The 21,979-nt window shown below is 56.7% G+C and carries 19 protein-coding genes and 1 rRNA gene; 9 read left to right on the top strand and 11 right to left on the bottom strand.

What is annotated here, in order from left to right; translation table 11 throughout:
• The first annotated feature begins 10 nt into the window (after window positions 1-10).
• Window positions 11-295, top strand: coding sequence for a hypothetical protein (locus WW58_RS10440; protein WP_012420241.1), 285 nt, complete (start codon window positions 11-13; stop codon window positions 293-295).
• A gap of 16 nt (window positions 296-311) precedes the next feature.
• On the opposite strand, the gene WW58_RS10435 is transcribed toward WW58_RS10440, so the two are convergent.
• The 4 genes from WW58_RS10435 to rplI form a co-directional block, all read right to left on the bottom strand.
• Complete coding sequence (locus WW58_RS10435) at window positions 312-677, bottom strand: lipocalin family protein (RefSeq protein ID WP_046437492.1); 366 nt, start codon at window positions 675-677, stop codon at window positions 312-314.
• A gap of 11 nt (window positions 678-688) precedes the next feature.
• Entirely contained in the window at window positions 689-1,582 is an 894-nt protein-coding gene (argB, locus tag WW58_RS10430) for an acetylglutamate kinase (RefSeq protein ID WP_046437489.1), read from the bottom strand.
• A 62-nt stretch (window positions 1,583-1,644) separates the two neighbouring features.
• Window positions 1,645-2,637 (bottom strand): magnesium transporter CorA family protein, encoded by a 993-nt coding sequence (locus WW58_RS10425; protein ID WP_012420244.1) that lies wholly within the window; start codon window positions 2,635-2,637, stop codon window positions 1,645-1,647.
• 169 nt (window positions 2,638-2,806) lie between these two features.
• On the bottom strand, window positions 2,807-3,253 hold the full coding sequence (gene rplI, locus WW58_RS10420) for a 50S ribosomal protein L9 (RefSeq protein ID WP_046437487.1): 447 nt from the start codon (window positions 3,251-3,253) through the stop codon (window positions 2,807-2,809).
• Between the two features lie 254 nt (window positions 3,254-3,507).
• Between rplI and purH the strand changes: the two genes are divergently transcribed.
• The 3 genes from purH to acpS are packed head-to-tail and all read left to right on the top strand — an operon-like array spanning window position 3,508 to window position 6,256.
• The gene (purH, locus tag WW58_RS10415; protein WP_012420246.1) at window positions 3,508-5,055 is read left to right on the top strand and encodes a bifunctional phosphoribosylaminoimidazolecarboxamide formyltransferase/IMP cyclohydrolase; all 1,548 of its coding nucleotides are present in this window, start codon (window positions 3,508-3,510) and stop codon (window positions 5,053-5,055) included.
• 39 nt (window positions 5,056-5,094) lie between these two features.
• The gene (locus WW58_RS10410; RefSeq protein WP_031930843.1) at window positions 5,095-5,835 is read left to right on the top strand and encodes a pyridoxine 5'-phosphate synthase; all 741 of its coding nucleotides are present in this window, start codon (window positions 5,095-5,097) and stop codon (window positions 5,833-5,835) included.
• Between the two features lie 34 nt (window positions 5,836-5,869).
• Window positions 5,870-6,256 (top strand): holo-ACP synthase, encoded by a 387-nt coding sequence (gene acpS / locus WW58_RS10405; RefSeq protein WP_012420248.1) that lies wholly within the window; start codon window positions 5,870-5,872, stop codon window positions 6,254-6,256.
• A 55-nt stretch (window positions 6,257-6,311) separates the two neighbouring features.
• Here acpS and WW58_RS10400 read toward each other — a convergent pair whose 3' ends face one another.
• Window positions 6,312-7,061, bottom strand: a complete 750-nt coding sequence (locus tag WW58_RS10400; RefSeq protein ID WP_046437484.1) for a PEP-CTERM sorting domain-containing protein — start codon at window positions 7,059-7,061, stop codon at window positions 6,312-6,314.
• Window positions 7,062-7,343: 282 nt separating this feature from the next.
• Window positions 7,344-9,170 (bottom strand): phosphoenolpyruvate carboxykinase (GTP), encoded by a 1,827-nt coding sequence (locus WW58_RS10395; protein ID WP_031930846.1) that lies wholly within the window; start codon window positions 9,168-9,170, stop codon window positions 7,344-7,346.
• Window positions 9,171-9,425: 255 nt separating this feature from the next.
• Here WW58_RS10395 and WW58_RS10390 point away from each other — a divergent pair, with 255 nt between their 5' ends.
• The 3 genes from WW58_RS10390 (at window position 9,426) to WW58_RS10380 (ending at window position 12,791) form a co-directional block, all read left to right on the top strand.
• Window positions 9,426-10,097: a peptidoglycan recognition protein family protein gene (locus WW58_RS10390; protein ID WP_102758659.1), complete on the top strand. Its 672-nt coding sequence runs from the start codon at window positions 9,426-9,428 to the stop codon at window positions 10,095-10,097.
• A gap of 13 nt (window positions 10,098-10,110) precedes the next feature.
• The gene (recG, locus tag WW58_RS10385; RefSeq protein WP_102758658.1) at window positions 10,111-12,210 is read left to right on the top strand and encodes an ATP-dependent DNA helicase RecG; all 2,100 of its coding nucleotides are present in this window, start codon (window positions 10,111-10,113) and stop codon (window positions 12,208-12,210) included.
• 137 nt (window positions 12,211-12,347) lie between these two features.
• Complete coding sequence (locus WW58_RS10380; protein WP_022197033.1) at window positions 12,348-12,791, top strand: hypothetical protein; 444 nt, start codon at window positions 12,348-12,350, stop codon at window positions 12,789-12,791.
• 107 nt (window positions 12,792-12,898) lie between these two features.
• Here the strand turns inward: WW58_RS10380 and WW58_RS10375 are convergent, their stop codons facing one another.
• From WW58_RS10375 to WW58_RS10365, 3 genes are all read right to left on the bottom strand, one after another.
• Window positions 12,899-15,868 (bottom strand): 4Fe-4S dicluster domain-containing protein, encoded by a 2,970-nt coding sequence (locus WW58_RS10375; protein ID WP_046437482.1) that lies wholly within the window; start codon window positions 15,866-15,868, stop codon window positions 12,899-12,901.
• Between the two features lie 278 nt (window positions 15,869-16,146).
• Complete coding sequence (locus tag WW58_RS10370) at window positions 16,147-16,851, bottom strand: cytochrome c3 family protein (RefSeq protein WP_046437480.1); 705 nt, start codon at window positions 16,849-16,851, stop codon at window positions 16,147-16,149.
• A 31-nt stretch (window positions 16,852-16,882) separates the two neighbouring features.
• On the bottom strand, window positions 16,883-18,160 hold the full coding sequence (locus WW58_RS10365) for a Gfo/Idh/MocA family protein (protein ID WP_102758657.1): 1,278 nt from the start codon (window positions 18,158-18,160) through the stop codon (window positions 16,883-16,885).
• Between the two features lie 297 nt (window positions 18,161-18,457).
• On the opposite strand from WW58_RS10365, the gene WW58_RS10360 reads away from it, so the two are divergent.
• Window positions 18,458-18,874, top strand: coding sequence for a hypothetical protein (locus WW58_RS10360; protein ID WP_146023454.1), 417 nt, complete (start codon window positions 18,458-18,460; stop codon window positions 18,872-18,874).
• Between the two features lie 216 nt (window positions 18,875-19,090).
• Here the strand turns inward: WW58_RS10360 and aroB are convergent, their stop codons facing one another.
• Complete coding sequence (aroB, locus tag WW58_RS10355; protein ID WP_046437476.1) at window positions 19,091-20,203, bottom strand: 3-dehydroquinate synthase; 1,113 nt, start codon at window positions 20,201-20,203, stop codon at window positions 19,091-19,093.
• A 75-nt stretch (window positions 20,204-20,278) separates the two neighbouring features.
• The gene (locus WW58_RS10350; RefSeq protein WP_128191278.1) at window positions 20,279-20,749 is read right to left on the bottom strand and encodes a hypothetical protein; all 471 of its coding nucleotides are present in this window, start codon (window positions 20,747-20,749) and stop codon (window positions 20,279-20,281) included.
• 857 nt (window positions 20,750-21,606) lie between these two features.
• Between WW58_RS10350 and WW58_RS10340 the strand changes: the two genes are divergently transcribed.
• A 16S ribosomal RNA gene (locus tag WW58_RS10340) occupies window positions 21,607-21,979 on the top strand; the annotation flags it as partial.

Raw genomic sequence — 21,979 nt, 5'->3', positions numbered from 1 at the left:
GACGGGACCCATGATGAATTTTTCCATAGCCAGGTGTTTGTTTTCCATAGGAGGATGCACGACAATCCTAGGCAATATTTCCGCAGACACGGCCGTGTCTTCCGCCGGAGCCATCGGAGGCCTGGGCGTTCTGACGATTGCCGTGAATTACACGCTGAATTTGCTCAAAAAGAAGGATGAGCAGTTGATGGCGAAGGATGCCCGCATTGAAGCCCTGATGGACCGCCTGATTGACAAATGCCCGAATTGCGAGCTGGCGAAAGCAGCCAACAAGTCCCTGCTGGATGATGAATGACGGCAGGCGCGGGGGACTATCTCCCGTCAGCGTCCGCCATGCGGGTGTAAACCTCCCGGGTTCCGTCCGTGTTCAGAATCAGCGTGTTTCTGCTGAGACTGTCAATGGTGGAGGTAGCGGTGAAGAGGGAGGAATTGCCGTTTCCCATGCTTTTCCCCGTCAGGATCAGGCGGCTGCCGTCCAGCTGCCAGCCTTGGTAGAGAAGCGTGTGCATGTTGATGGAAACGGCCCTGCCGTCCGGCAGGAGCTGCATTCCCTGGACATGCCCAGGCTGCCCGGGGACGGGCTGGGTCCAGGAGCCGGAGAGGCTGGCGGGAGTGGGCTGCATGGAGCAGGATGCCGCCAGCAGGAACAGGGCCGGGAGAAAGAGGGAAAATTTCACGGCGAGGGAGTTCAGCGTTGTTCCCGGATGATTTCCGTGCCGATGCCGTCCGGAGTGAAAATTTCCAGCAGCAGGGTGTGGGGAAGGCGTCCGTCAATGAAGTGCACTTTGCGCACACCCGCGTTCAGGGCGTCAATGGCGGAGTGGATTTTAGGTATCATGCCGCCGGATACGGTGCCGTCCTTGATAAGGTCGAGGGCTTCCGTACGCGTGACGGATTTGATGAGGGTGGAGGGATCCGAAGGGTCTTTCATGATTCCGGGGACATCGGAAATATAGATGAGTTTCACCGGCTTGAGTTCCTTGGCCAGGGCGGCGGCTGCCAGGTCTGCGTTCACATTGAGCGGTTTATGGGTGCCCAGTTCTTTTGCCAGCGGAGAGACGATGGGGGTGATCTGGAGTTCCAGCGCTTCCGTGATGCGCTCCGTCAGGCAACCGATGACGTTGCCCACTTCACCGATATCTATGGGGTTGCCCTGTTCATCTTTTTCATGGATGCGTTCCCCAACGAAGATTTCCGTGCCGGGAATGCCTACGCCCTTGCCGCCGTAGTCGCGGAACATTTGAACCAGACCGGGATTGATGGTTCCGGAAAGGGTGCGTTCCACAATGGAAATGGCTTCCGGAGTCGTGACGCGAAGCCCGTTGACGAAATGGGCTTCCAGCCCTGCCTCCGCCATCGCCTTGGAAATGGCTTTGCCCCCGCCGTGGACAATCACGGGGTTGAAGCCCAGGACTTCCAGCAGAACGATGTCCCGCATGAGCTTTTTGACCAGGCGGGCGTCATCCATGGCGCTGCCGCCGAATTTGATGAGGAATGTTTTGTCCCGGTAGGCCTGGAGGTAGGGGAGGGCGCCGACAATGACGGAGGCCTGTTCAATCAGGCGGGTGATTTTGGAGTCCATGTCAGTAATGAAACGGTAGGAGTTTTAACGGAAGGAGAGGGAGATTTTGAGGCAGGACCCGTTCAAAGCAGGCGCCTGCTTCTGAAGTAAACCAGGGGCAGGATGATGGAAACGAGCATGACTACCAGGGAGATGTAGTAGCCGTATTCGTTTTCCAGGCCGGGCATGTGGGCGAAGTTCATCCCATAAATGCTGGCAATTAACGTGGGGGGCATGAAGACCACGGCCGCCACGGTGAAGATTTTAACGATTTCGTTCTGTTCGATGTTGATGAGTCCCAGAACGGCGTCCAGCATGAAGTTGACGTTGCTGGAAAGGAAGTTGGCGTATTCGGAAAGGGAAGTGACGTCCCGGCTCAGAGGACGCAGCTTGATGTACAGCGTGGAGTTGGTGTCGTCCAAGGCCTCTTCGTTGCTGGCGTACGTGAGCAGGCGCAGAAGGTTGACCAGGCAGTCCCGCTGGCGGGTGAGCAGGTCGCCCACGCGGCCCAGGTCCTGGAGCGTCAGGCGCAGGGCACTGGAGACGGGCACCCGCTTGCTGGTCTTGCCTTCAGGTTCGTCCCTGCGGAAGATGTTTTTGGAAAGGCGGTCCAGTTCTGCGCCGAAACGTTCCAGCACGTCCGCTTGGCGGTCCACGATGGTTTCCAGCAGGCCGGTGAAAACCTGGTCCCGGCTGATTTGCTTCTGGCGCAGGAGCTGGTGGGAAAAAACGCGGAAGGAATAGGAGTCCGAATGGCGGATGGTGATGATTTTCGCCCCCATGAGGACGAAGGTGATTTCCGACAGGGAGGGGGATTCCGTATCCACGCGGCTGAGAACCGTGGTGGTCATGAAGCGCGCTCCGTCCTCCGTGTACAGACGGCTGGTGGCCTCAATCTCCCTCATTTCGTCATAGGTCGGCATTTCCAGCCCGCAGAGGCGTTCCACAAACTTGATTTCCGCCGGTTCCGGGGTAAGGAGGTCAATCCAGAAGACGGAATCCAAGTGTTGTTCCGCCGCATCCACCTGGGTGGTGCGCTCAATGCCTTCCGGAGTTTGACGATAGAGCCGGATCATGCCGTTGATTTCGGTGGGGGGATGGAACGATGCCGTGCATGAGGTCGAGTGACACCCAACGCAGGCATGATGCCTTGTTTGTTCAGGGAAGGGAAGTAAAAAGGGTGACAAAAAGAGGCCCGGTCCCCAAGGTGGGAACCGGGCCTGCCGGAAAAGGGATGCGCGCCTCTTAGGCGTTTTCCTTGACGATCACCTTGAGCGTGGCTTCCACCTGGGGATGCACCTTGATGACGACTTCGTGTTCGCCTTCGCTCTTGATCGGCTTTTCGAGTTCAATCGCCCGGCGGTCCACTTCCACGCCCTGAGCGGTCAGGGCATCGTGAATGTTCTGGTTGGTGATGGCGCCGAACGCCTTGCCGCCTTGGCCCACTTCAAGGGTGAGGTCTACGGTCAGTCCGCTGATCTTGGCGGCCACTTCCTGAGCGGCGCTGAGTTCTTCCGCTTCGCGCTTGGCGCGGGCGGCCTGAAGATTGGCGATGAAACGGCGGTTGGAGGCTGTTGCTTCGTGGGCCAGACCCTTGGGGATGAGGTAGTTGCGGCCATAGCCAGCCTTAACGGTCACCAGGTCGGCTTCTGCGCCGAGCCCTTCAATTTTTGTTGCGAGAATTACTTCCATCGTTGCCATGGCTAAAAAGAAATGGTTATTTGTGAGCGGTTGAAGTAGTAAGTATTCGCCCGAATGTCAAGACAAGAGCGATAAAAAGGGCGTTTTTTTATGTTTTGGGAGGAAAAATCCTCCCGGTTGTCATGATTGGTGACATTGCGCTTGCTTCACGCGGCAGTAGTATGTAGGGAAAGGAACCGCATTTATCGCGTTCTCTCCCGGAGGGGTGGGGTTCGCCCGCGGGTACATTACAGATATTTGATCTTATGGCTATTCAGCGCGCATTGATATCCGTTTCCGACAAGACCGGCCTGGAGGAGTTTGCCAAGGGCCTGCACGAGTTTGGAGTAGAGCTTATTTCCACTGGCGGGACCGCCGCTTTCCTGAAAGGCCTGGGCCTTCCGGTGATTGAGATTTCCGACTATACCGGAGAACCGGAGTTGTTTGAAGGGCGCCTGAAGACGCTTCATCCCATGGTGCACGGGGGTCTGCTGCACCGCCGCGATAATGAGGAGCATGTGCGCCAGGCTAAGGAAAACGGCATCAAGCCCATCGACCTGGTCTGCGTGAATCTGTATCCTTTTGAAGAAACCGTCGCCAGGCCCGGAGTCACGCTGGAGGAAGCTATTGAAAAAATAGATATCGGCGGGCCGTCCATGCTCCGTTCCGCCGCCAAGAATTACGCTTCCGTCACGGTGGTTTCGGATCCCGCGGATTACGCGCGCATTCTGGATGAAATGCAGACCCACAAGGGGGATACGACCCTGAAGACCCGTGAAAACCTGGCGGTGAAGGTGTTTATGCGCACCTCCAATTACGATAACGCCATCACTAATTATCTTGGCCACCAGAGCGCGGAAAGCACCAAGGGCAGCTTCTGCATCTGCGCTCCCCTGTATCAGGAATTGCGTTACGGGGACAATCCCCACCAGGAAGCCAGCCTGTACGGCAGCTTCGGGGATATTTTCCACCAGCTTCAGGGCAAGGAGCTTTCCTATACGAACGTGCTGGACATTGAAGGGGCTGCCGAGCTGATTACCCAGTTCCGCCGCCCGACGGTGGGCATTTTGAAGCACACGAATCCCTGCGGCGTGGGCCAGGACGACGAAGACCTGCGCAACGCATGGCAGAAGGCTTTTGAAACGGATACGCAGGCCCCCTTCGGCGGCGTGATCGTGGTCAACCGCCCGATGACGGAAGGCCTGGCCCGTGTGCTGAGCGCCATTTTCACGGATGTCATCATCGCTCCGGAGTATGATGCGGAAGCCCGCGCCATTCTCCAGAAAAAGAAAAATTGCCGCATCATCCGCATGAACACGGAAGCCTGGATGAAGGCGCGCCGCGAACCCATCATCCGTTCCGCGCCCGGCGGGTTCATGACCATGAAGCGGGATACGGACGTGATGGGGCTGGACAATCTGGAAGCCAAGGTGGTGACCAAGCGCCCCCCGACCGAGGAAGAATTGACCGCCATGCGTTTCAACTGGCGCGTCGTGAAGCAGGTTCATTCCAACGCCATCGTTTTTGGCGGTACGGACCGCACGCTTGGCATCGGCGCCGGGCAGATGAGCCGTGTGGATTCCGCCCGCATTGCCGTCTGGAAGGCCGGGCAGGCCGGCCTGGATCTGAAGGGCAGCGTTGTGGCGTCCGACGCCATGTTCCCGTTTGCAGACGGCCTCCAGGTGGCGATTGACGCCGGAGCCACCGCCTGCATCCAGCCCGGAGGTTCCATCCGCGACGAGGAAGTGATTGCCGCCGCTGACGCCGCGGGAATTGCCATGGTATTTACGGGACACCGCCATTTCCTCCATTAATTTGAATGTTCGTCCCCGCCCCTTTGTCTTAAAACCGATATGCTGCTAGGTGTAAATATAGACCACATCGCCACGTTGAGGCAGGCCCGCTACGCGACCATGCTGGATTCCTTCAATGTGGAGCCGAGTGTTTTGGACGCCGCTTATGCGGCGCAAAGGGGCGGGGCGGATTCCATCACCCTCCATGTCCGGGGCGACCGCCGCCACATGCAGGATGCGGATGCCCTGAGCGTCCGGGAGAGCGTGGCCCTTCCCCTGAACCTGGAAATGGGAAATACCCCGGAGATGGTGGATTTTGCCCTGCGGCTGAAACCGGACTATATCTGCATGGTTCCGGAGAAGCGCGAGGAAATCACTACGGAAGGCGGCCTGGACGCCGTTTTTCATGAAAAGGATCTGGCTCCAACCATGGCAAGAATGGCCGACAACGGCATTCAGGTGAGCCTGTTCATTGATCCGGAAGTGCCCCAGGTGGAGGCTGCCGCCCGCCTGGGCGCCCCCATGATTGAGTTGCATACCGGATGTTTTGCCAACCATTCCGGCAGGGAGCGCACGGAGGAACTGGCCCGTTTGAAACGCGCCGCGGAACTGGCCCATTCCCTGGGCATCCAGGTGAATGCGGGCCATGGCATCAATTACCAGAATCTGGAACAGCTGCTGGCTGGCGTCCCTTGCCTGCATGAGCTGAACATCGGCCATACGATTGTATCCCGCGCTCTTTTTGTGGGGATGGAGCAGGCCGTGAGGGAAATGCGCCAGGCGATCGACCGCCTGAGCTGATTGCGCCGTTTCAATTGATCCCGGTTGCCGGAGTATGAGCCGCATTGCAGGATTGGGAATGGATTTGGCGGATATGGAACGCGTACGCCAGGCCCTGCGGAAAAACGGGGAGGCGTTTGCGTTGCGCATCTGCACCCCTGATGAGTGGGCTTATTGCCGGAAGCACGCGGATCCCGTGCCGCATCTGGCGGCGCGCTTTGCGGCCAAGGAGGCCGTGGCGAAAGCCCTGGGAACGGGAATCGGGGCGAAGTGCGCTTTTACGGATGTGGAGGTGGTGCGCGGCGATGCGGGAGTTCCTTCCATTCTTTTGCACGGGGCTGCGGGAGTGACCGCCCGGGAGCTGGGCATTACGGGCTGGTTCCTGACCATGACCCATTCCAGGTTGAGCGCCGCCGCCACCGTTATTGCCTTGGCGCAATAAAAAAGCCGTTCCCTGGGAAGAAAGGAACGGCTGGCATTAAAGGAGGAAAGGGAAGTTATTTTCTCCTTCTGCGTGCGGCAAATCCCGCGAACGCAAGCAGAGACAATGCCGCTGTGGAGGGTTCCGGAACAGCGGCATAAGAGACGGAGAGCGAACTCAGTTTCGTGCCGTTCAAGCCGTCATTATTCCAACCGGGAGCACGATGTCCAATGCTGTACATCTCGTTTTGGGTATCTCCTCCGTCATCAGTTCCGGTGTACCAGGCGATATCGCTGATAGAAACGGTTGCGGTGCTGGCAGCAGTACCATTATCAAGAGTAACGGTTACGTCATGTCCCAGGATATCAACGGTTACGTTTGTCCACGTATTTGCCGTCAGTCCGGCTTCTGCGATTGCTCTTCCGGAGGAGAGATTGCCGGAGTTGATGGCAACAGCCCCATTGCTGAGTCCCAGGCTGAAGCCGAATCCGCTGCGGGCAACGTGAATGATATTCTCAAGGGAATTGTTGCCTCCCCATGAGATGTCCATGGTGATGCTCATGGTCCCCTCCCCGGAAAGGGCTCCGTTCAGCATTTCCCGGAATACATTTGTACCGCGTTCGTCAAAGGTGGAACCGGTAAGAACCGTCCCCTTCTCTGTATCTTGGGCAGTATTGAAATTACCTGTAGCAGTTCCCCCCATGACGGCAGCCGCGGAGGAAAAATCCCATGTATAGGTAGCTGTCTCCGCCGCCTTTGCCGCACCACAGAAAAGCAGCCCTGCTGCCAGCAGCAAATATTTTTTAATGGATAGATTGATAGCCATATGACAATAGCACGTAATTGCAAAAAGATTCAACGATTTTCAAATTCGTTGAATGTTTTTCTATCTTAACCCATTAATAAATAGGTTTTTGAAAATATCCCTATTACAAGATTGGTTTCTTTTTTCGTTTGTTTATTTTCACTGTTCCATACAGAAAACGAGAAAATTATAGATTTTTTTCTTGTAAAACGGATTTGAAATTCGTTGCTATGGAATAAAAGAGGCCGCCCTGTCAAAGGGCGGCCTCTGCCTTAAGAGTTTTTTCTTAAGTCAGGTGGACTTTTAAGAAAAGCTCTTAATGAGGAGCTGGCGCTGTTCTTCCAGTTCGGCCGGGAGCTTCTTGCCCACCTTGTCGAACAGCTCGGTCTGGCTTTCCAGTTCAGCCTGCCATTCGCTCGGGTTGAGAGCCATGTTGGCGTTGAACTGTTCTTCGCTGTAGTCGAGGCCCGTCTTATCCAGTTCGGCATAGGTCGGGGAGACGCCCAGCACGGTCTTCTGGCCTTCAGCCTTGCCCTTGGCGCGGCGCAGGATCCAGTCGAGAACGCGCATGTTGTCGCCGTAGCCCGGCCAGATGAAGTTGCCGTCCTTGTCCTTGCGGAACCAGTTCACGTTGAAGATCAGCGGAGGATTGGCAACGGTCTTGCCCATGTCCAGCCAGTGCTGCCAGTAGTCGCCCACATGGTAGCCGATGAAGGGAAGCATGGCCATCGGGTCGCGGCGGACCTGACCGATGTTGCCGAAGGCGGCGGCGGTCATTTCGGAACCCATCGTCGCGCCGACGTAAACGCCGTGCGTCCAGTCGCGGGACTGGAAGACAAGGGGCATGGTGGTGGCGCGGCGGCCGCCGAACAGGATCGCGGAGAGGGAAACGCCTTCCGGGTTCTGCCATTCGGGATCAATCGTCGGGCACTGGGAGGCGGGGGCGGTGAAACGGGCGTTCGGATGAGCGCACTTGCGTCCGCAATCCGGGGTCCAGTCATTGCCCTGCCAGTCGATGGCGTGGGCGGGAGCGGGGCCGTCCATGCCTTCCCACCAGACGTCGCCGTCGTCGGTCAGGCCAACGTTGGTGAAGATGACGTTTTCCTTGATGGTGTCCATGGCGATCGGGTTCGTCTTGTAGGACGTGCCGGGAGCCACGCCGAAGTAGCCGTTTTCCGGGTTGATGGCATGGAAGGTGCCGTCTTCATGAGGCCAGATCCAGGCGATGTCGTCACCGATGATGGAGGTTTTCCAGCCGGCTTCCCGGTAGGAGGCGGGGGGAACGAGCATGGCCAGGTTGGTCTTGCCGCAGGCGGACGGGAATGCGCCGCCGACGTAGGCCTTGGTGCCGTCCGGGGATTCAATGCCCAGAAGGAGCATGTGTTCAGCCATCCACTTGTTCTTGCGGGCGATGGCGGAGGCGATGCGCAGGGCCAGGCACTTTTTGCCGAGCAGGGCGTTGCCGCCGTAACCGGAACCGAAGGACCAGATTTCTTCCGTTTCCGGGAAATGGCAGATGTACTTTTCTTCGTTGCAGGGCCACGGCACGTCCACCTGGCCGTCTGCAAGCGGAGCGCCCACGGTGTGGAGGCAGGGAACGAATGTCCCGTAACCGTCACGCTTCGGGTTGCCGCCGCCCTTGACTTCGTCTTCCAGGCGCTTGAGAACCTGTTCACCCATCTTGGTCATGATGCGCATGTTGGTCACGACATAGGGGGAATCCGTGATTTCAATGCCGATTTTGGCCAGGGGGGAGTCCAGGGGGCCCATGCAGAAGGGAATCACGTACATGGTACGGCCCTTCATACAGCCATTGAAGAGGCCCTTCAGTTTGGCCTTCATTTCAACGGGATCAGCCCAATGGTTGGTCGGGCCGGCGTCTTCTTCCTTCTCGCTGCAGATGAACGTGCGGTCTTCCACACGGGCTACATCGGAGGGGGTGGAACGGGCGAGGAAGCACCCGGGGCGCTTCTCGGGGTTCAGTTTGATAAAGGTGCCCTTTTCTACCATCATGTTGCAAAGCTCGTCATTTTCTTCCTGAGAGCCGTTGCACCAGTAGATGGAGTCGGGTTGGCAAAGCTGGGCGATTTCTTCGACCCACTTCTTAGCTGCTTCGTGAGTGGTACTCATGGTGAAGATAGTGTATGCACGGAAATAGCCGTTGGCAAGCCTCCCGTGCGGCTTTTTATGGGGCGGTTTTGTTTCTCCGGGCATGGAAACCGCATGCGGGGAATGGCGTTGCCCTGATTGCCGGATGGCTGTGCGCGGGGGCTTTCTTCAGGATATCCCTTTTTCCTGCTGCCGTGTTTCTCGGAAAGGGTGAAAAAGACTGTTTTGACTGGAAATCTGCTTGCCAGCTCGTCTGCGATAGTCTAGGGAAGAATCATGAATGTCAGAATGTTGTCGGCAAATGCGGTGTTTCTGATGCTGCCGGCTTTGCTGGCGGCGTGTTCGGACGCCCCGCGCCCGCCCGCCGTCAGCTTCAGGATTCAGAATGTGCCTCCCGTGCCGCGCACGATGGCCCAGATGTCCAGAGAGGTGCACATTAACCGTGATTTCATGTCCCCGCGCTCCCGTGCTCGCCGGGCCGCCCATTCCATGCATCCGCGGTTTATCACGATTCACAGCACAGCCAATCCCAAGGGTGACGCCGCGGCGCATGCCCGGGCATTGAAAAGGGGGGCCATGGGGTCCCTGAACTGGCATTTTACGGTGGACCAGTACTGTGCCGTCCAGCATATTCCGCTGAATGAGACGGGCCGCCACGCAGACCGGGGCGGCCCCGGAGACATGTACTCCATCGGCATTGAGATGGGGGAGGTAAGGAGCCATAACCCCATTGTTACCTGGAACCGCTCCGCCAAGCTGACGGCAGTGCTGATGAAGCAGTACCATATTCCGCTCCGTAATGTGGTTCCTCATTATTATTGGACGGGGAAGAATTGCCCGGCCCCGCTGCTGACCAACGGCCGTCCGGGACATAAATGGAGCTGGTTCATTTCCCGCGTGGATTATTACAGGCGCTGTCTGGAGACACGGCCCGCCGCAGCGCTCTGACGGGTACGCGCACATGGTGCATGATAAGGGATACGTTCTTGGGTTCATGGCTGGAGAATTGCTTTTAACATCTTCTCTGGAGGAATGCGTTTTTATCCGCCCCAGAGAGTTGGCGGCCATGCAGGCGGCGGGAATGGCCTCCGTACGGGATTTGTTGTTCATGCTTCCGCGCAGGTATGAAGACCGCCGCATGTTTGACCGCTATGATTCCCTGTCTTCCGGTGTGCCCGTCTGCCTGAGAGGGAGGGTGGTGGATGTGGGCTGGAAAGGCTGGGGCGGACGGGGCGGCAAGGGCCGCGGCCGGTATGTGGAAGCCGTGCTGGCGGATGAGCAGTCTTTGGGGCAGGCCCGTTTTTCCTGCCTGTGGTTCAGCATGCCGGGCGTAGCCAGGATGCTGTGCGCCGGGCAGGAGATGATTGTATACGGGCGCATGAAACCGTATGGGAAAAAGCTCAGTATGGTGCATCCGGATTTTGAAATTATCCGGGAAGGAGATGAGCAGTCCATTCATTTGAACCGCATTGTTCCCGTGTATGGCGGCCGTATGGGGATTGCGGTCCGCAGGCTGCGGGAAATCGTATGGGAGACGCTGTCCAGGCTTTCCCCGGCTCCGGAACCGGAGGTGTATGAGTTTGTGCCGGACACTCCGTGCAAAACGGCATTGAGGGATCTTCATTTTCCTGAGACCGCAGAGGCCCGGGACCGGGCGCGGCGCCGTTTTGCGTTGGAGGAATGCCTTGCTCAGCAGTTGAACGTGGCCTACAGAAGAAGGCGGGCGGATGAAATGCCCGGCATGCGGACCGCAGGTTCCAGCCATTTGGTGAAGGATCTGGCGGATTCCCTGCCGTTTGAGCTGACGGAGGCTCAGAAGCGCTGCGTGAGGGAGATTTACCGGGATATGAAAGCCCCCCGTTCCATGAACCGCCTGCTTCAGGGGGATGTCGGGTCCGGCAAGACGCTGGTGGCTCTGTGCGCCATGCTGCTGGCCGTGGAACACGGTTATTCCGCCGTGATGATGGCGCCCACGCAGATTCTGGCGGAACAGCATTATTTGAAGTTCCGGCAGATGCTGGACAAGCTGGATGTGCCTGTTTCCCTGGTGACGGCGGACAGGAAGGAAGAATCCCATGTATCGTTTGGAAAGCAGGGCGGGATTGTGGTTGGCACGCATGCCCTGCTGTACGGGAAAAATGTGCCGGAGCGTGTGGGGCTGGTCGTGATTGACGAACAGCACAAATTCGGCGTGAATCAGCGGGAGAAGCTGATTGACCGGGAAGAGCGCCCCGACGTGCTGGTGATGACCGCTACCCCTATCCCCCGCACGCTGACGCTGACTTTTTACGGGGAGCTTGACGTTTCCATCCTGGACGGCGTGCCCGGGGGGCGCGGGGCGGTCGTAACAGCCATCCGTACGGAGAAGGATAAGGGAAAAGTGCTGGCATTCGTTCGGAACCAGCTGGAGGAAGGGAGGCAGATTTACGTGGTTTCCCCCCTGATTGACGGAGAGGATTCCCGGAAGGGGAAAGCCGTGACGAAGGAATGGGACGAGTGGAAGGCTCTGCTGCCTCATGTGGATGTGGGGCTGCTGCACGGCAGGATGTCTTCAGAGGAAAAAGAGGCGGTGATGAAGGATTTCCGCTCCAACCGCATCAGCGTGCTGGTGTCCACCACGGTGGTGGAGGTGGGGGTGGATGTTCCGAATGCCACGGTGATGATCATCAATAATGCGGAAAGTTTCGGGCTTTCCCAGCTTCATCAGCTCCGGGGGCGCATCGGCCGCGGGTCGCACAAGTCCTACTGCATTTTGATGACGGACGCCCGTCCGGAGGATGAGCAATGGGAGAAGCTGCGCATCGTGGAAACTACGGCGAATGGATTTGACCTGGCGGAACAGGATTTGAGGCTACGCGGCCCTGGAGACGTGCTGGGTACGTCCCAGAGCGGCTTGAAGGGAGTACGTTTTGAGGAATGGCTGCTGGATGCGCGCCTGATTCACCGCGGGCGGCAGCTGGCGGAGGCTATTCTGGCGGAAGATCCCAATCTGGAATCCGCCAAATACTGCCCTCTCCGTTTTTTGCTGGAAGACGGGGCGGGGAGGCGTGTGGCCGGGTAAGATTGTTTTTCTGCCGTTTGCTGACGGTCAGCTTGTAAGAGGCGCATGACAGATAAGAGGGCAACGATTTATCCGCCGGAATGAATCTAAAGAAGCAAAGAAGATGTTTCTTCTTCAACCCGAACACCGATAAAACAATGATTCAGACGTATCAAGTACTCCCTGTGGTGGCCATCGTATGCTCCGCTTCCGCCTTTGCCCAGAACGCTGCCGATCCCGTGCAGATGGTCAAGCAGAATATCGACCTGATTTCTTCCGCCAACAAGGTTTTGGACGACGTGAAGGACAACGCTGCGGTTGAAATCGCCATTAAGCAGCTCAATGCGTTGACCCAGCAGGCCAAGCAGCTGGACAAGTCCATGGAAAAGATGAAGCTTACTTCCGAGCAGGCTATCCGCATCACCAAATTGAACGGAGACGCCCAGGACACCATCGTGGACATGCTGGAAAATTGCGAGCGCATTCAAAAGGACAAGCTGATGACTCCGGCTCTGCTCAAGGCGGTGAATGATTTTGCCGACGCCGCCAACATCGACGTGGTGGAAACGATTACGACCGTGGAGCAAATTGTGGAAGATTGAGTGACCAGCTTATCAAAAGACCTTTGACTGGTAAGGCCGCCTCCTGAAGAAGGCGGCCTTATTTTTTAAGGAAGGGCCGTTTTTTATCAATTTCCGGGCAGGGCATTTTATTTCTCCATGGCCGGATTGGGGTTTCTTGCCGGAACCAGGTAGCCCGTGCCGGGAGACGTGCCCAGGCAGGAGAGGAGATCCTGGTGGCGCGGCAGGGACTTGGCGCGGAAAACGGCTGCGGCGGGGTCCAGCACATTGCCGAAGGTGATGGCTCCCATCGGGCATGCGAGCTGGCAGGCCGTTTGAGCCGCCCCGTCCGGAAGCAGCATGTCCTGGGCCGTCACATGGATGGAGGTGGATGGCTGGCCCGGATGCTCCTTCATCAAGCGGGATTTGTGCCGGATTTTGGCACGTTCCACCATTTGGACGCAGTAGGTGCATTTTTCCATGACGCCGCGGGAGCGAACGGTTACATTGGGATTGCGCTGAAGGCGCGTGGCCTGTTCCGATGCTTTGGCGTAATCAAAAAAATTGAAGCGCCGAGCCTTGTACGGGCAGTTGGTGGCGCAGTACCGGGTACCCCAGCACCGGGCGTACACCATGGCGTTCAGGCCTTCCGCAGTATGCACGGTGGCATTGACGGGGCATACGGATTCGCATGGGGCCTTGCCGCACTGCTGGCAGGCCACGGGGATGGAGGTGAGCGTCCCTTCCTCCGTGAAGTATCTGTCGATACGTATCCAGTCCAGGGCGCGGCCCCTGGCCATCTGGTCACGCCCTACCACGGGAATGTTATTTTCCGCGCGGCATGCAATCATGCAGGCGTTGCAGCCGATACAACGGGACGTGTCAATGGCCATTTTCCACTGGTAAACGGCATCCGCGCCGGGAGGGGGAGGCGGGACGCGGGACAGACCGGGATGCAGGGAGAACGGGGCAGGTTGCACAACGGGGCTTTGAATGGCTTCCGTCCGCTCCCGGAGGGCAGACAAGGCAATCTGTTCCGGGGCAATGCCGTATGCTTCCGTTTTTTCCACCTGTCTGCGGAGTTCGTATCCGCCGGAATTTTCCTGCCTTTCCGCTACGTGGTTGATGCCGCCATAACCCAGAGGAAGAATAATGAGATTATCCGCCACTCCCGGAATGGGGCACAGGATGACTTCCATTTGCGTGGAGGGGGCGGTAAGCGTGCAGTGCATGGGCCCGGAATCCGAACCTCCCAGCCGCAGAAAGGTGGCGGGGGAGACCTGTGCGGACGCCGCCCAGCTGACGCCTGTTATTGGGTCCGGGCATTCCTGCATCCATGCATTGCGTTTCCAGCGGCCGTCCCCAATGGAATAGTCCGGGCGGAATTGCAATTCCAGCATCCCGGTTCCCAATTTTTTCCCGTGGCCGCCAAAAGGCGCTGCGGGCGTTTGCATCATGGCTGTTCCAAGAGCCGTTTCTTCCTGCGGGGACAGGGGAGCATAGGCCGTTTCTTCCGAATAGCCGCGCTGAAGCGCCTGAGCCCAGGCCGCAGTTTTATTTTCCGGATTCACGGCGCGTTCAAAGCATTTGCGCGCTCTGTGGTAAACGGGAGAGAGGTGGGTGGGGGAATTGTCCGCCGTGGAGAGATGGCCTTTGGAGGAAAGCAGGCCGGAAAGCACTTCTTCCGGAGAAATGCCCCCGTACAGGGGAAGAATGACGGGCTGGCGATAGCAAAATCTGCCCCGGTAATCCCGCTCCACTCCCCATGATTCCAGAAAGTGGGCTGCCGGCAGGTGCCAGCGGCAGACGCGGGAGGTTTCATCTTCATACATTCCAAGGTGGATGCTTTCCACCCTGTTCAGGGCTTCCGACAGTCTGGAACTGTGCCCGGAATCCAGCACGGGATTTCCCGCATCCAGTAAAAAAACGATTTCCACCTTTTTCCCCCGGATGTCCCGAACAAGATCGTCCAGCGTGCCATAGGGAGTTGGGCGCGGTGCCTTTAACAACTGGATGCATGTCCCCATGGAGCCGAGAAGACAGTTGAGCTTCCAGACGATGCCGGATAATTCCGGATGATTGTCCCCCAGGAGGACCACGCTTTCTCCAGAGTGGCTGAATAAGTCATCCGCACAGTGGCGAAGCCAGTTGAGTTCCCTTTCCGTCAGGGGATGGTCCGTTCGCCGGGGAGGGGAAAGCGTTTGGCCGGAGTTTTTTTTGCTGGAAAGATAGCGGAACAGTTCCTCCAGGAAAAACGCCAGGCGTGCGGGAGGAACGGGCAGCCTGTGGTCGGCATGGGCCCCGGTCAGGGAAACGCGTCCCTCCACGGCGTAAAGGCGTGTTCGGTTCCTGTTTTCTTCTTTGTAATAAAGCCCTTCCGGGGAGCGGGACGCAATGAAGTCGCGCGTGTTTCCATAGGGGTTTTGATGAAGAAAATCGCAATCCAGGGAGAGGATGCGCCTGGAGCGCGCAAAACGCACGCGGAACCGTACTTCTTCCGGCAGCCCCGCCTGCATGCCGGAACCCGGTTCAGGCACGGGGGAATACCGGTAGATGCGCACGAGTGAATTTTTCCTGGTGATTTCCTCCAGCATGGAATGGAGCAGAGGGGAAGCCGAAGGGGGAAGGAGAAGGCCGATGCCGCCACCATCCCGAAGATTGCGGGACCAGGAAGAAAAGGCTCCCCGGAATTCGTCTTCGGAGGCCGGATTGCCGTTGAACAGGACATGTTTGCTGCGGCCGGGGTCGTAAAGGTCCAGAATGGAGGCCTGAGCCGCAGCCGGCAGCCCCGGACCTTCCGGGTATTGCAGGGAGGGAATCAATTTGACGGGGCGCCCTTCATAACAGGCGGCCAGTACGGGTTGCGCGTTTCCTCCCATGGTCAGGCAGGTGGCGTAAGCCGTTTCCACGCCGGGAACAGACCATTCAGGCCCTTCGTTATAGGGAACCAGGTATTTTTCCACACGGCGGCAGGCCGGCAGCCCTATCCCTGCCAGGGCTGCCCCTGCACCCATCCATTTCATGAAGGAACGCCGCGTCATCCCCCGTTCTTCTTCCGGAAGAAAAGCGGGGTGGTTCTGGGGAACTTCATTCTGGGAAAATGGAGGGAGGGGAGTCAAACCGGGTAATGATGGGGATTGATGAAACAGGGATGGCTTTTTTTAGGAAATCCGAAGGATGAAATCAAGTGGTGATTGACGGTAGTCTTTATCTTTGGGCCAATAAGGGATAAACAGGGAACAGGAGGAAATCTTTCTTGTGGAATTCAATGTCATTGATTACGGATTCAAGGAAGGAATCATTTAATGAAAAGTCCTTTGGTCTTTTTATTACGCAGTATCCGGGAACGCAGGGAGGAATAACTTTGGCGCCGCGGATGTCAAACAGGCTATGGAGGTCAGTGATGGCATGCGGTGCAATCCGTTTTCGGCTGAATTTTCCATTGGCGTTTCAGGAAATTTCCTAGTTGAAGCGGGGTTTGGATGCTTTTCCCTTCTTCATCCCGGATGGAATGCGTGCGGAGGTAGTCTGCGGCGGAATAACGGGAACTGGCCGTTTCCTCCAGCGGGCGCAGATGGGGAGCCGGATTGCGGTGGCAGTCCAGACACCATTGCATGCGGGCGTCGCGTGGAGCCCTGATGCGTTCCATGCCCGCCACGTCTCCATGGCAGGACGTGCAGCCGATGCCCCGGTTCAGGTGGGCCATGTGGTTAAAATAGGCGTGACCGGACAGGCGGTTGACCATCACCCAGCGGACCGGTTCTCCTGTGTAACCGGGGTATTGCGGGTCCGCCGCTTCCCTCAGGGGGGCGATGAGCGGGCTGTCCGGAAGAATATGCTGGTGGCAGCCCAGACAGGACTTCGTATCCGGAATGCCGGCTCTGGATGAGCGCTGTGCGGCGCTGTGGCAAGCCGTGCAGCTCATCTTCAGATCTCCGGCGTGAAGTTTGTGGGAAAAGCGGACGGGTTGCACGGGTTCATACTCCGGAATGCTGAAATTAACATAATATATTCCCCCCAGTACGAACGCGGCAGCGAGCGCAACCAGGGCGGCAATCCCGTAAAAGCGCTTGTTGGTATTGGGTGGAAAGATGTTGGCCATGAACCGTGGAGAGAAAGGGATGGAGCCTCCGTCAGGCCGTTCTGCCCGGGCGCGGGATGCGGGCGGGCGGCAGGGGCGTATCCATCGTCAGGTCTTCAGGCACCAGCCGTGCGGTGCTTTTCTTAATCTGTTCCCAGGTAATGCGCTGGCCTGTGTGGGCCGCTTCACGCCCCATGATGGCAGCCAGGGTTTTATTGGCTGCGCTTTCCAGTGTCTGGGTCCAGGTGCCGGAGCGCAGGAAACGGTAAAAGGCCACATGCGTGTCTGCGTACATATTGCCGCGTTCCCCGCGGAAACGCCAGCGGTTATTCGCCTGAATGTAGGGGCGGTAGGGAGTAACCAGCATTCCTTTTTCGCAGATGGTGCGGTCCACGATTTCCCCGTGGCAGCCAACCCACTGTCTGCATGAAATGTGGGCCGTTACGTTGTGGCCGTACTCAAAATAAACGTCGTAATGATCCCATACGTCGCCGTCATCCCGGCGCTGGGCGCGTCCTCCGGAGCCGAAAGCCGCCAGAGGAAGCTGCTCGTTCATGGACCAGACCATGCCGTCAATCGTATGGACGATTTGTTCCACAAACTGGCCTCCGCTCAGCCAGTTCCATGCGGTCCAGTTGCGTAGCGCCCATGCCACGTCCGTATCGGAGGAAGGTCGGGAATCCAGGGCCAGCGGAGACTTGGGAGGAGTGGTATAATATAACCCGTCAAAGGAGAGGACACGGCCCAGCTGCCCGGAGGAAAGCTTGCGGTGGGCTTCCTCATTCGCCTTGTCGTAGCGCCAGCAGAAGCCGTCCAGAATCACCAGATTTTTGAGTTTTGCCAGCCGTGCGGATTCCAGTACGGAAAGCACGCCGGGAACGTCCACCGCCACGGGTTTTTCCGCATAAATATGTTTGCTGGCGTCAATGGCCACCGCCAAATGTTCCGGACGGAAAGCGGGGGGAGTGCAGAGCAGAACTACGTCAATATCCGTTTGCAGCAGTCTCTTGTAACTGTCCAGGCCGCTGAACAGGCGGCTCCTGTCCAGCCGGGCTCGGTTGCCGTACTGTTCCGCCAGTAATTTGGCGCCGAAATCGATACGTTCCTGAAACACGTCTGCCAATGCCCAGGCAATTGTTCCGGGATCGGCGTCCAGAGCGTTTTTCATGGCACCCAGGCCTCGGCCTCCGCAGCCTACCAGGCCCACCTTGAGCGGTTTTGTGTTCGTCAGGGCCTCTTCTGCGTTCAGGCAGGGCATGACGGCAAGGAATCCGGCTGTTCCTGCGGCGGTTTTCAAAAAACGGCGTCTGTTCCAAATAGGGTAACCCATCTCAGGGGAATTATACGGTGACGTCCTGTGAAATCAAACGTCGTATTGAAATGGTGACACAAAAAATAGGCGCAACCGTCATTCTCGGAAATGGTGCTCTGCGGAGGGAGTCAATGAACTCCCTATATTTTGCCTATTAAATGGGAAGGGCTGTTTCCTGCGTTCAGAACGAGAGGCAGAGGTTAAAGAGATATGTTGCCTGAAAAACAGTTTTTAAGGATAAAAACTGATTTGACTCCGGAATCCTCAGTGTTCATGATGAATTCAATGAGGCCTCCGGCTTTTCAACCAATCATCATGATGAAGCGAAATCTCATTCCTTCTACGGCTTTTTTGGCGGCGTTAGTGTTTGTTGCCTGTGACGGCGGCAAGAAGCAGGATCATCCCCGGGATGTTTCGGTTCCCAGCGAACAGGCCGTTCCTAAAACTCCGGGAGAAAAAATTCTGGCCGTTCTGCTGCTTATTCAGGATCAGGCTACGGCAAACGCCCACGCGGCGGAGGTGAAAGAGCTGGCTGCCTCCCTGCCCGGGGATATTCCCAATGAAGAAGCCGTAAATATTGCAAATGAATTGATGCGTCTGGCCAGCCGGGAATGTTATGGTTCTTCGTCTCTGGAAGATGCTTTGAAAGGAATTCATTTCGATGCCGGGGAATACACGGGCAGTGTGCCTCTGGATGTGGATGGATTCGAACCTACCGCGGAAGAGCCGTAAAAATAAATTCCCCGTGCCGGGAATTGGGTAATTACTACAATGTTCCTCTTCATTCTGTTTTGCCGGAATGAAGGGCGGTTTGATATGGTATCAGGTCCCCCGGTAAATCCTTTCCTCTTCCTGATGGGAAAATGCGCGAAGAGAAGGGGAAAATATCTGTACAGCCCGACTCCCGGAGTTTTCTTGCTGGAGAACAAAGGGCCACGGGTGGTAAACTCAATCCAGGAGGCGGCGCAATTCTTCAATGGCTTCCGCCATATCTTCCCGGGTAATTTTCGTAGAAATGCCTGCCTCCCCTGCTTTGGAAAGCAGAACAAAGCGGATGGTTCCGGCCCGGAACTTTTTGTCTGATGCCGTTTTTTGAAGAACAGTTGCCGTATCAATGCCGTCCGGAAGAACCAAGGGAAGTTCCAGCGCCTGAAGCGTGCGAAGGATCTTGTTGGCATCGGAAGAACTTAAACCGGCTTTCCGTTCACTCAGAAACAGGGCGGCGCGCATGCCGAGCGCCACTGCTTCCCCGTGAAGGATGGTTCCGTAAGGGACGGCAGCTTCAATGCCGTGGCCGATGGTGTGGCCGAAATTGAGCAGAGCCCGGATATCCAGAGTTTCCAATTCATCATTTTCTACAATGCGGGCCTTAATGGCCACGTTCCGGGAGATTAGGTCAGGAAGCCTGGTAATAGTATTCAGGGAGAAGCCGATGGAGAGTTCCGTCCCCAGCCCTTTCAATTCATGAAGCATGGAAGCGTCTTTGATAGCTGCGTGCTTGACGGCTTCCGCCAAACCTTCCGCCAGCGTACGTCGATCCAAAGTCACCAGCGTGGTAGGGTCGATTACCACGACGGACGGCTGATGAAAGGCTCCTACAAGATTTTTCCCTTCTGGAATATTGACGGCAGTCTTTCCTCCTACGGAACTGTCCACCTGGGCGACCACCGTTGTTGGAATTTGCATGAAGGGGATGCCCCGGTAATAAATGGAAGCGATGAAGCCGGCCAGATCCCCTACTACGCCGCCGCCCAGAGCGGCGATGCATCCGGTGCGGTCAAGCCCGGCCCGGACCAGTTCGGAACACAGCTCCTGGGCCTGAAGCATATTTTTGGAAGCTTCCCCGGCATTCACTACGTGCAGGCTGGGCATGAATCCCGCGCTCTCCAGGGACTTCATTACGCGCTCTGCATAAAGCGGGGCGACGCAGCTGTCCGTGATAACCGCAATCTTGCCGTCCAGACCGGCGCGGTAGGCAAACTCTCCGGTACGGTCCAGTGCTCCGTTTTCCACGTGGATGTCGTAGGAACGTTCACCGAGAGCAAGAGAAATGGTAGGCATGAGGCCAGTATGGGATATTCCGGAGGGAACCTCAAACGGAAAGTGCGGATGAGGCGAAGAAGACGCATTCTCCTTTTAATGCGTTCTTGTCCTGGGTGCCAGCGGAGAAAGAGTTTCCAGGATAACTTTCAAATGCTCCGCGCGTGAGGCCGTGAACCCGCCGTCATCCTTCCAGATGATATTGCCGTTGCCGTCCAGAAGGACAATCGCTGTTTCCGCCTTCTTGTGAAGGGAAAGTCTGCGGCGTACAAAAGACTGGTCATAATAGGAAATCAGGGAATTGGTCTTCATGTAAAAATCCGGAAAATCCCCCAGAGCCTGTGTAAAGGCGGGGACATCACCTTCAATTGGGGGTGGCTGCAGAACCAGCAAAATGCTATATTCCACCGGGGTTGGCGTATGTTTGTACTGTTTGCGGAGGTCCTCGCAGAAGGGAAGCCACTTTTTCATTCCGTACAAAGTTTCCGGGTGAAAAACAGTCAGCATGATATGGAAACTTTTTGGAACGATGGGAGGCAGGGAAATATTGTCTCCCAGTAAATTCATGCCGTTGATATCCGGAAAACGGTAACGTCCGTTTCCTCCTCCATAAGGATGCTCGGGATTGGGCGTTGGCAAGTGTATTTCCTGATTCTTCATGCCCTGTTAGACAAAATTCGAAGAAATAATGTTCATGTCGATGGTTGCCGAACAGGGTATGTTCATTGGTGCGGGGAAGGGCCTTTTTTCTGTTGGAAGGCTCTCTTTCTCTGAAAATTCCGGCCGATTAGAAAATCGGTATTCATGGAAAAGGGAATATATAGACCTGTTATAAGTTTTTCTCGAAGAAAGGTGGGGTACAAGAGTAGGGAAGAGAGGGACGTTCAAAAAAAGATGCGGTGGAAAGAGGCAGTATGACAAAAGCATATACTGTTCATGATATGTAGGTTATGTGAGTATTGGAGGGGTGGTGGGAATAAGCGGACGCAAAAAACATCTCGAAAAAAATTGACAAAAAGGTGTGGTATGGTAGATTTCTCGGCACGCCAACACGGCGACGGGATGAAAAGCCCGGCGGCTGAAGGGCTCGGAAGAGCGCTGGAGGCGGCTGGAGCCGGCCACCCGGAGAACCCCCCGGAAGGGGTTGCGATAAGAAGATTTGAAGGGAATGACTACCGAAAACCGCCGAGGGTTTTCCGAGGGCGTCGAGAGGTGCCGGAGGGATGAAAAGCCCGAAGGAGCTACCTGGCTCTGAGAGGGGTGGTTTGGTAGAAGCAAGGGGAAAGAAAAAAGGTCGTGACGCGCGCCGTGCGAGGCAGAGCGAAGAGGTCTTCAAGAGACACAACTTGAAGGAAGAGCTGGCTGAAGCATGGCGCAAATGAAATCGCAAGATTCCATTTGGTCCAGCAATTTCAAAAATTAATTTGATGGAGAGTTTGATTCTGGCTCAGAACGAACGCTGGCGGCGTGGATAAGACATGCAAGTCGAACGAGAGAATTGCTAGCTTGCTAATAATTCTCTAGTGGCGCACGGGTGAGTAACACGTGAGTAACCTGCCCCCGAGAGCGGGATAGCCCTGGGAAACTGGGATTAATACCGCATAGTATCGAAAGATTAAAGCAGCAATGCGCTTGGGGATGGGCTCGCGGCCTATTAGTTAGTTGGTGAGGTAACGGCTCACCAAGGCGATGACGGGTAGCCGGTCTGAGAGGATGTCCGGCCACACTGGAACTGAGACACGGTCCAGACACCTACGGGTGGCAGCAGTCGAGAATCATTCACAATGGGGGAAACCC

The organism is Akkermansia sp. UNK.MGS-1 (assembly GCF_000980515.1).
Taxonomy (GTDB): domain Bacteria; phylum Verrucomicrobiota; class Verrucomicrobiia; order Verrucomicrobiales; family Akkermansiaceae; genus Akkermansia; species Akkermansia muciniphila.
The sequence above is the reverse complement of the archived record's forward strand: the minus strand, read 5'-3'. Positions and strand labels throughout refer to the sequence as shown.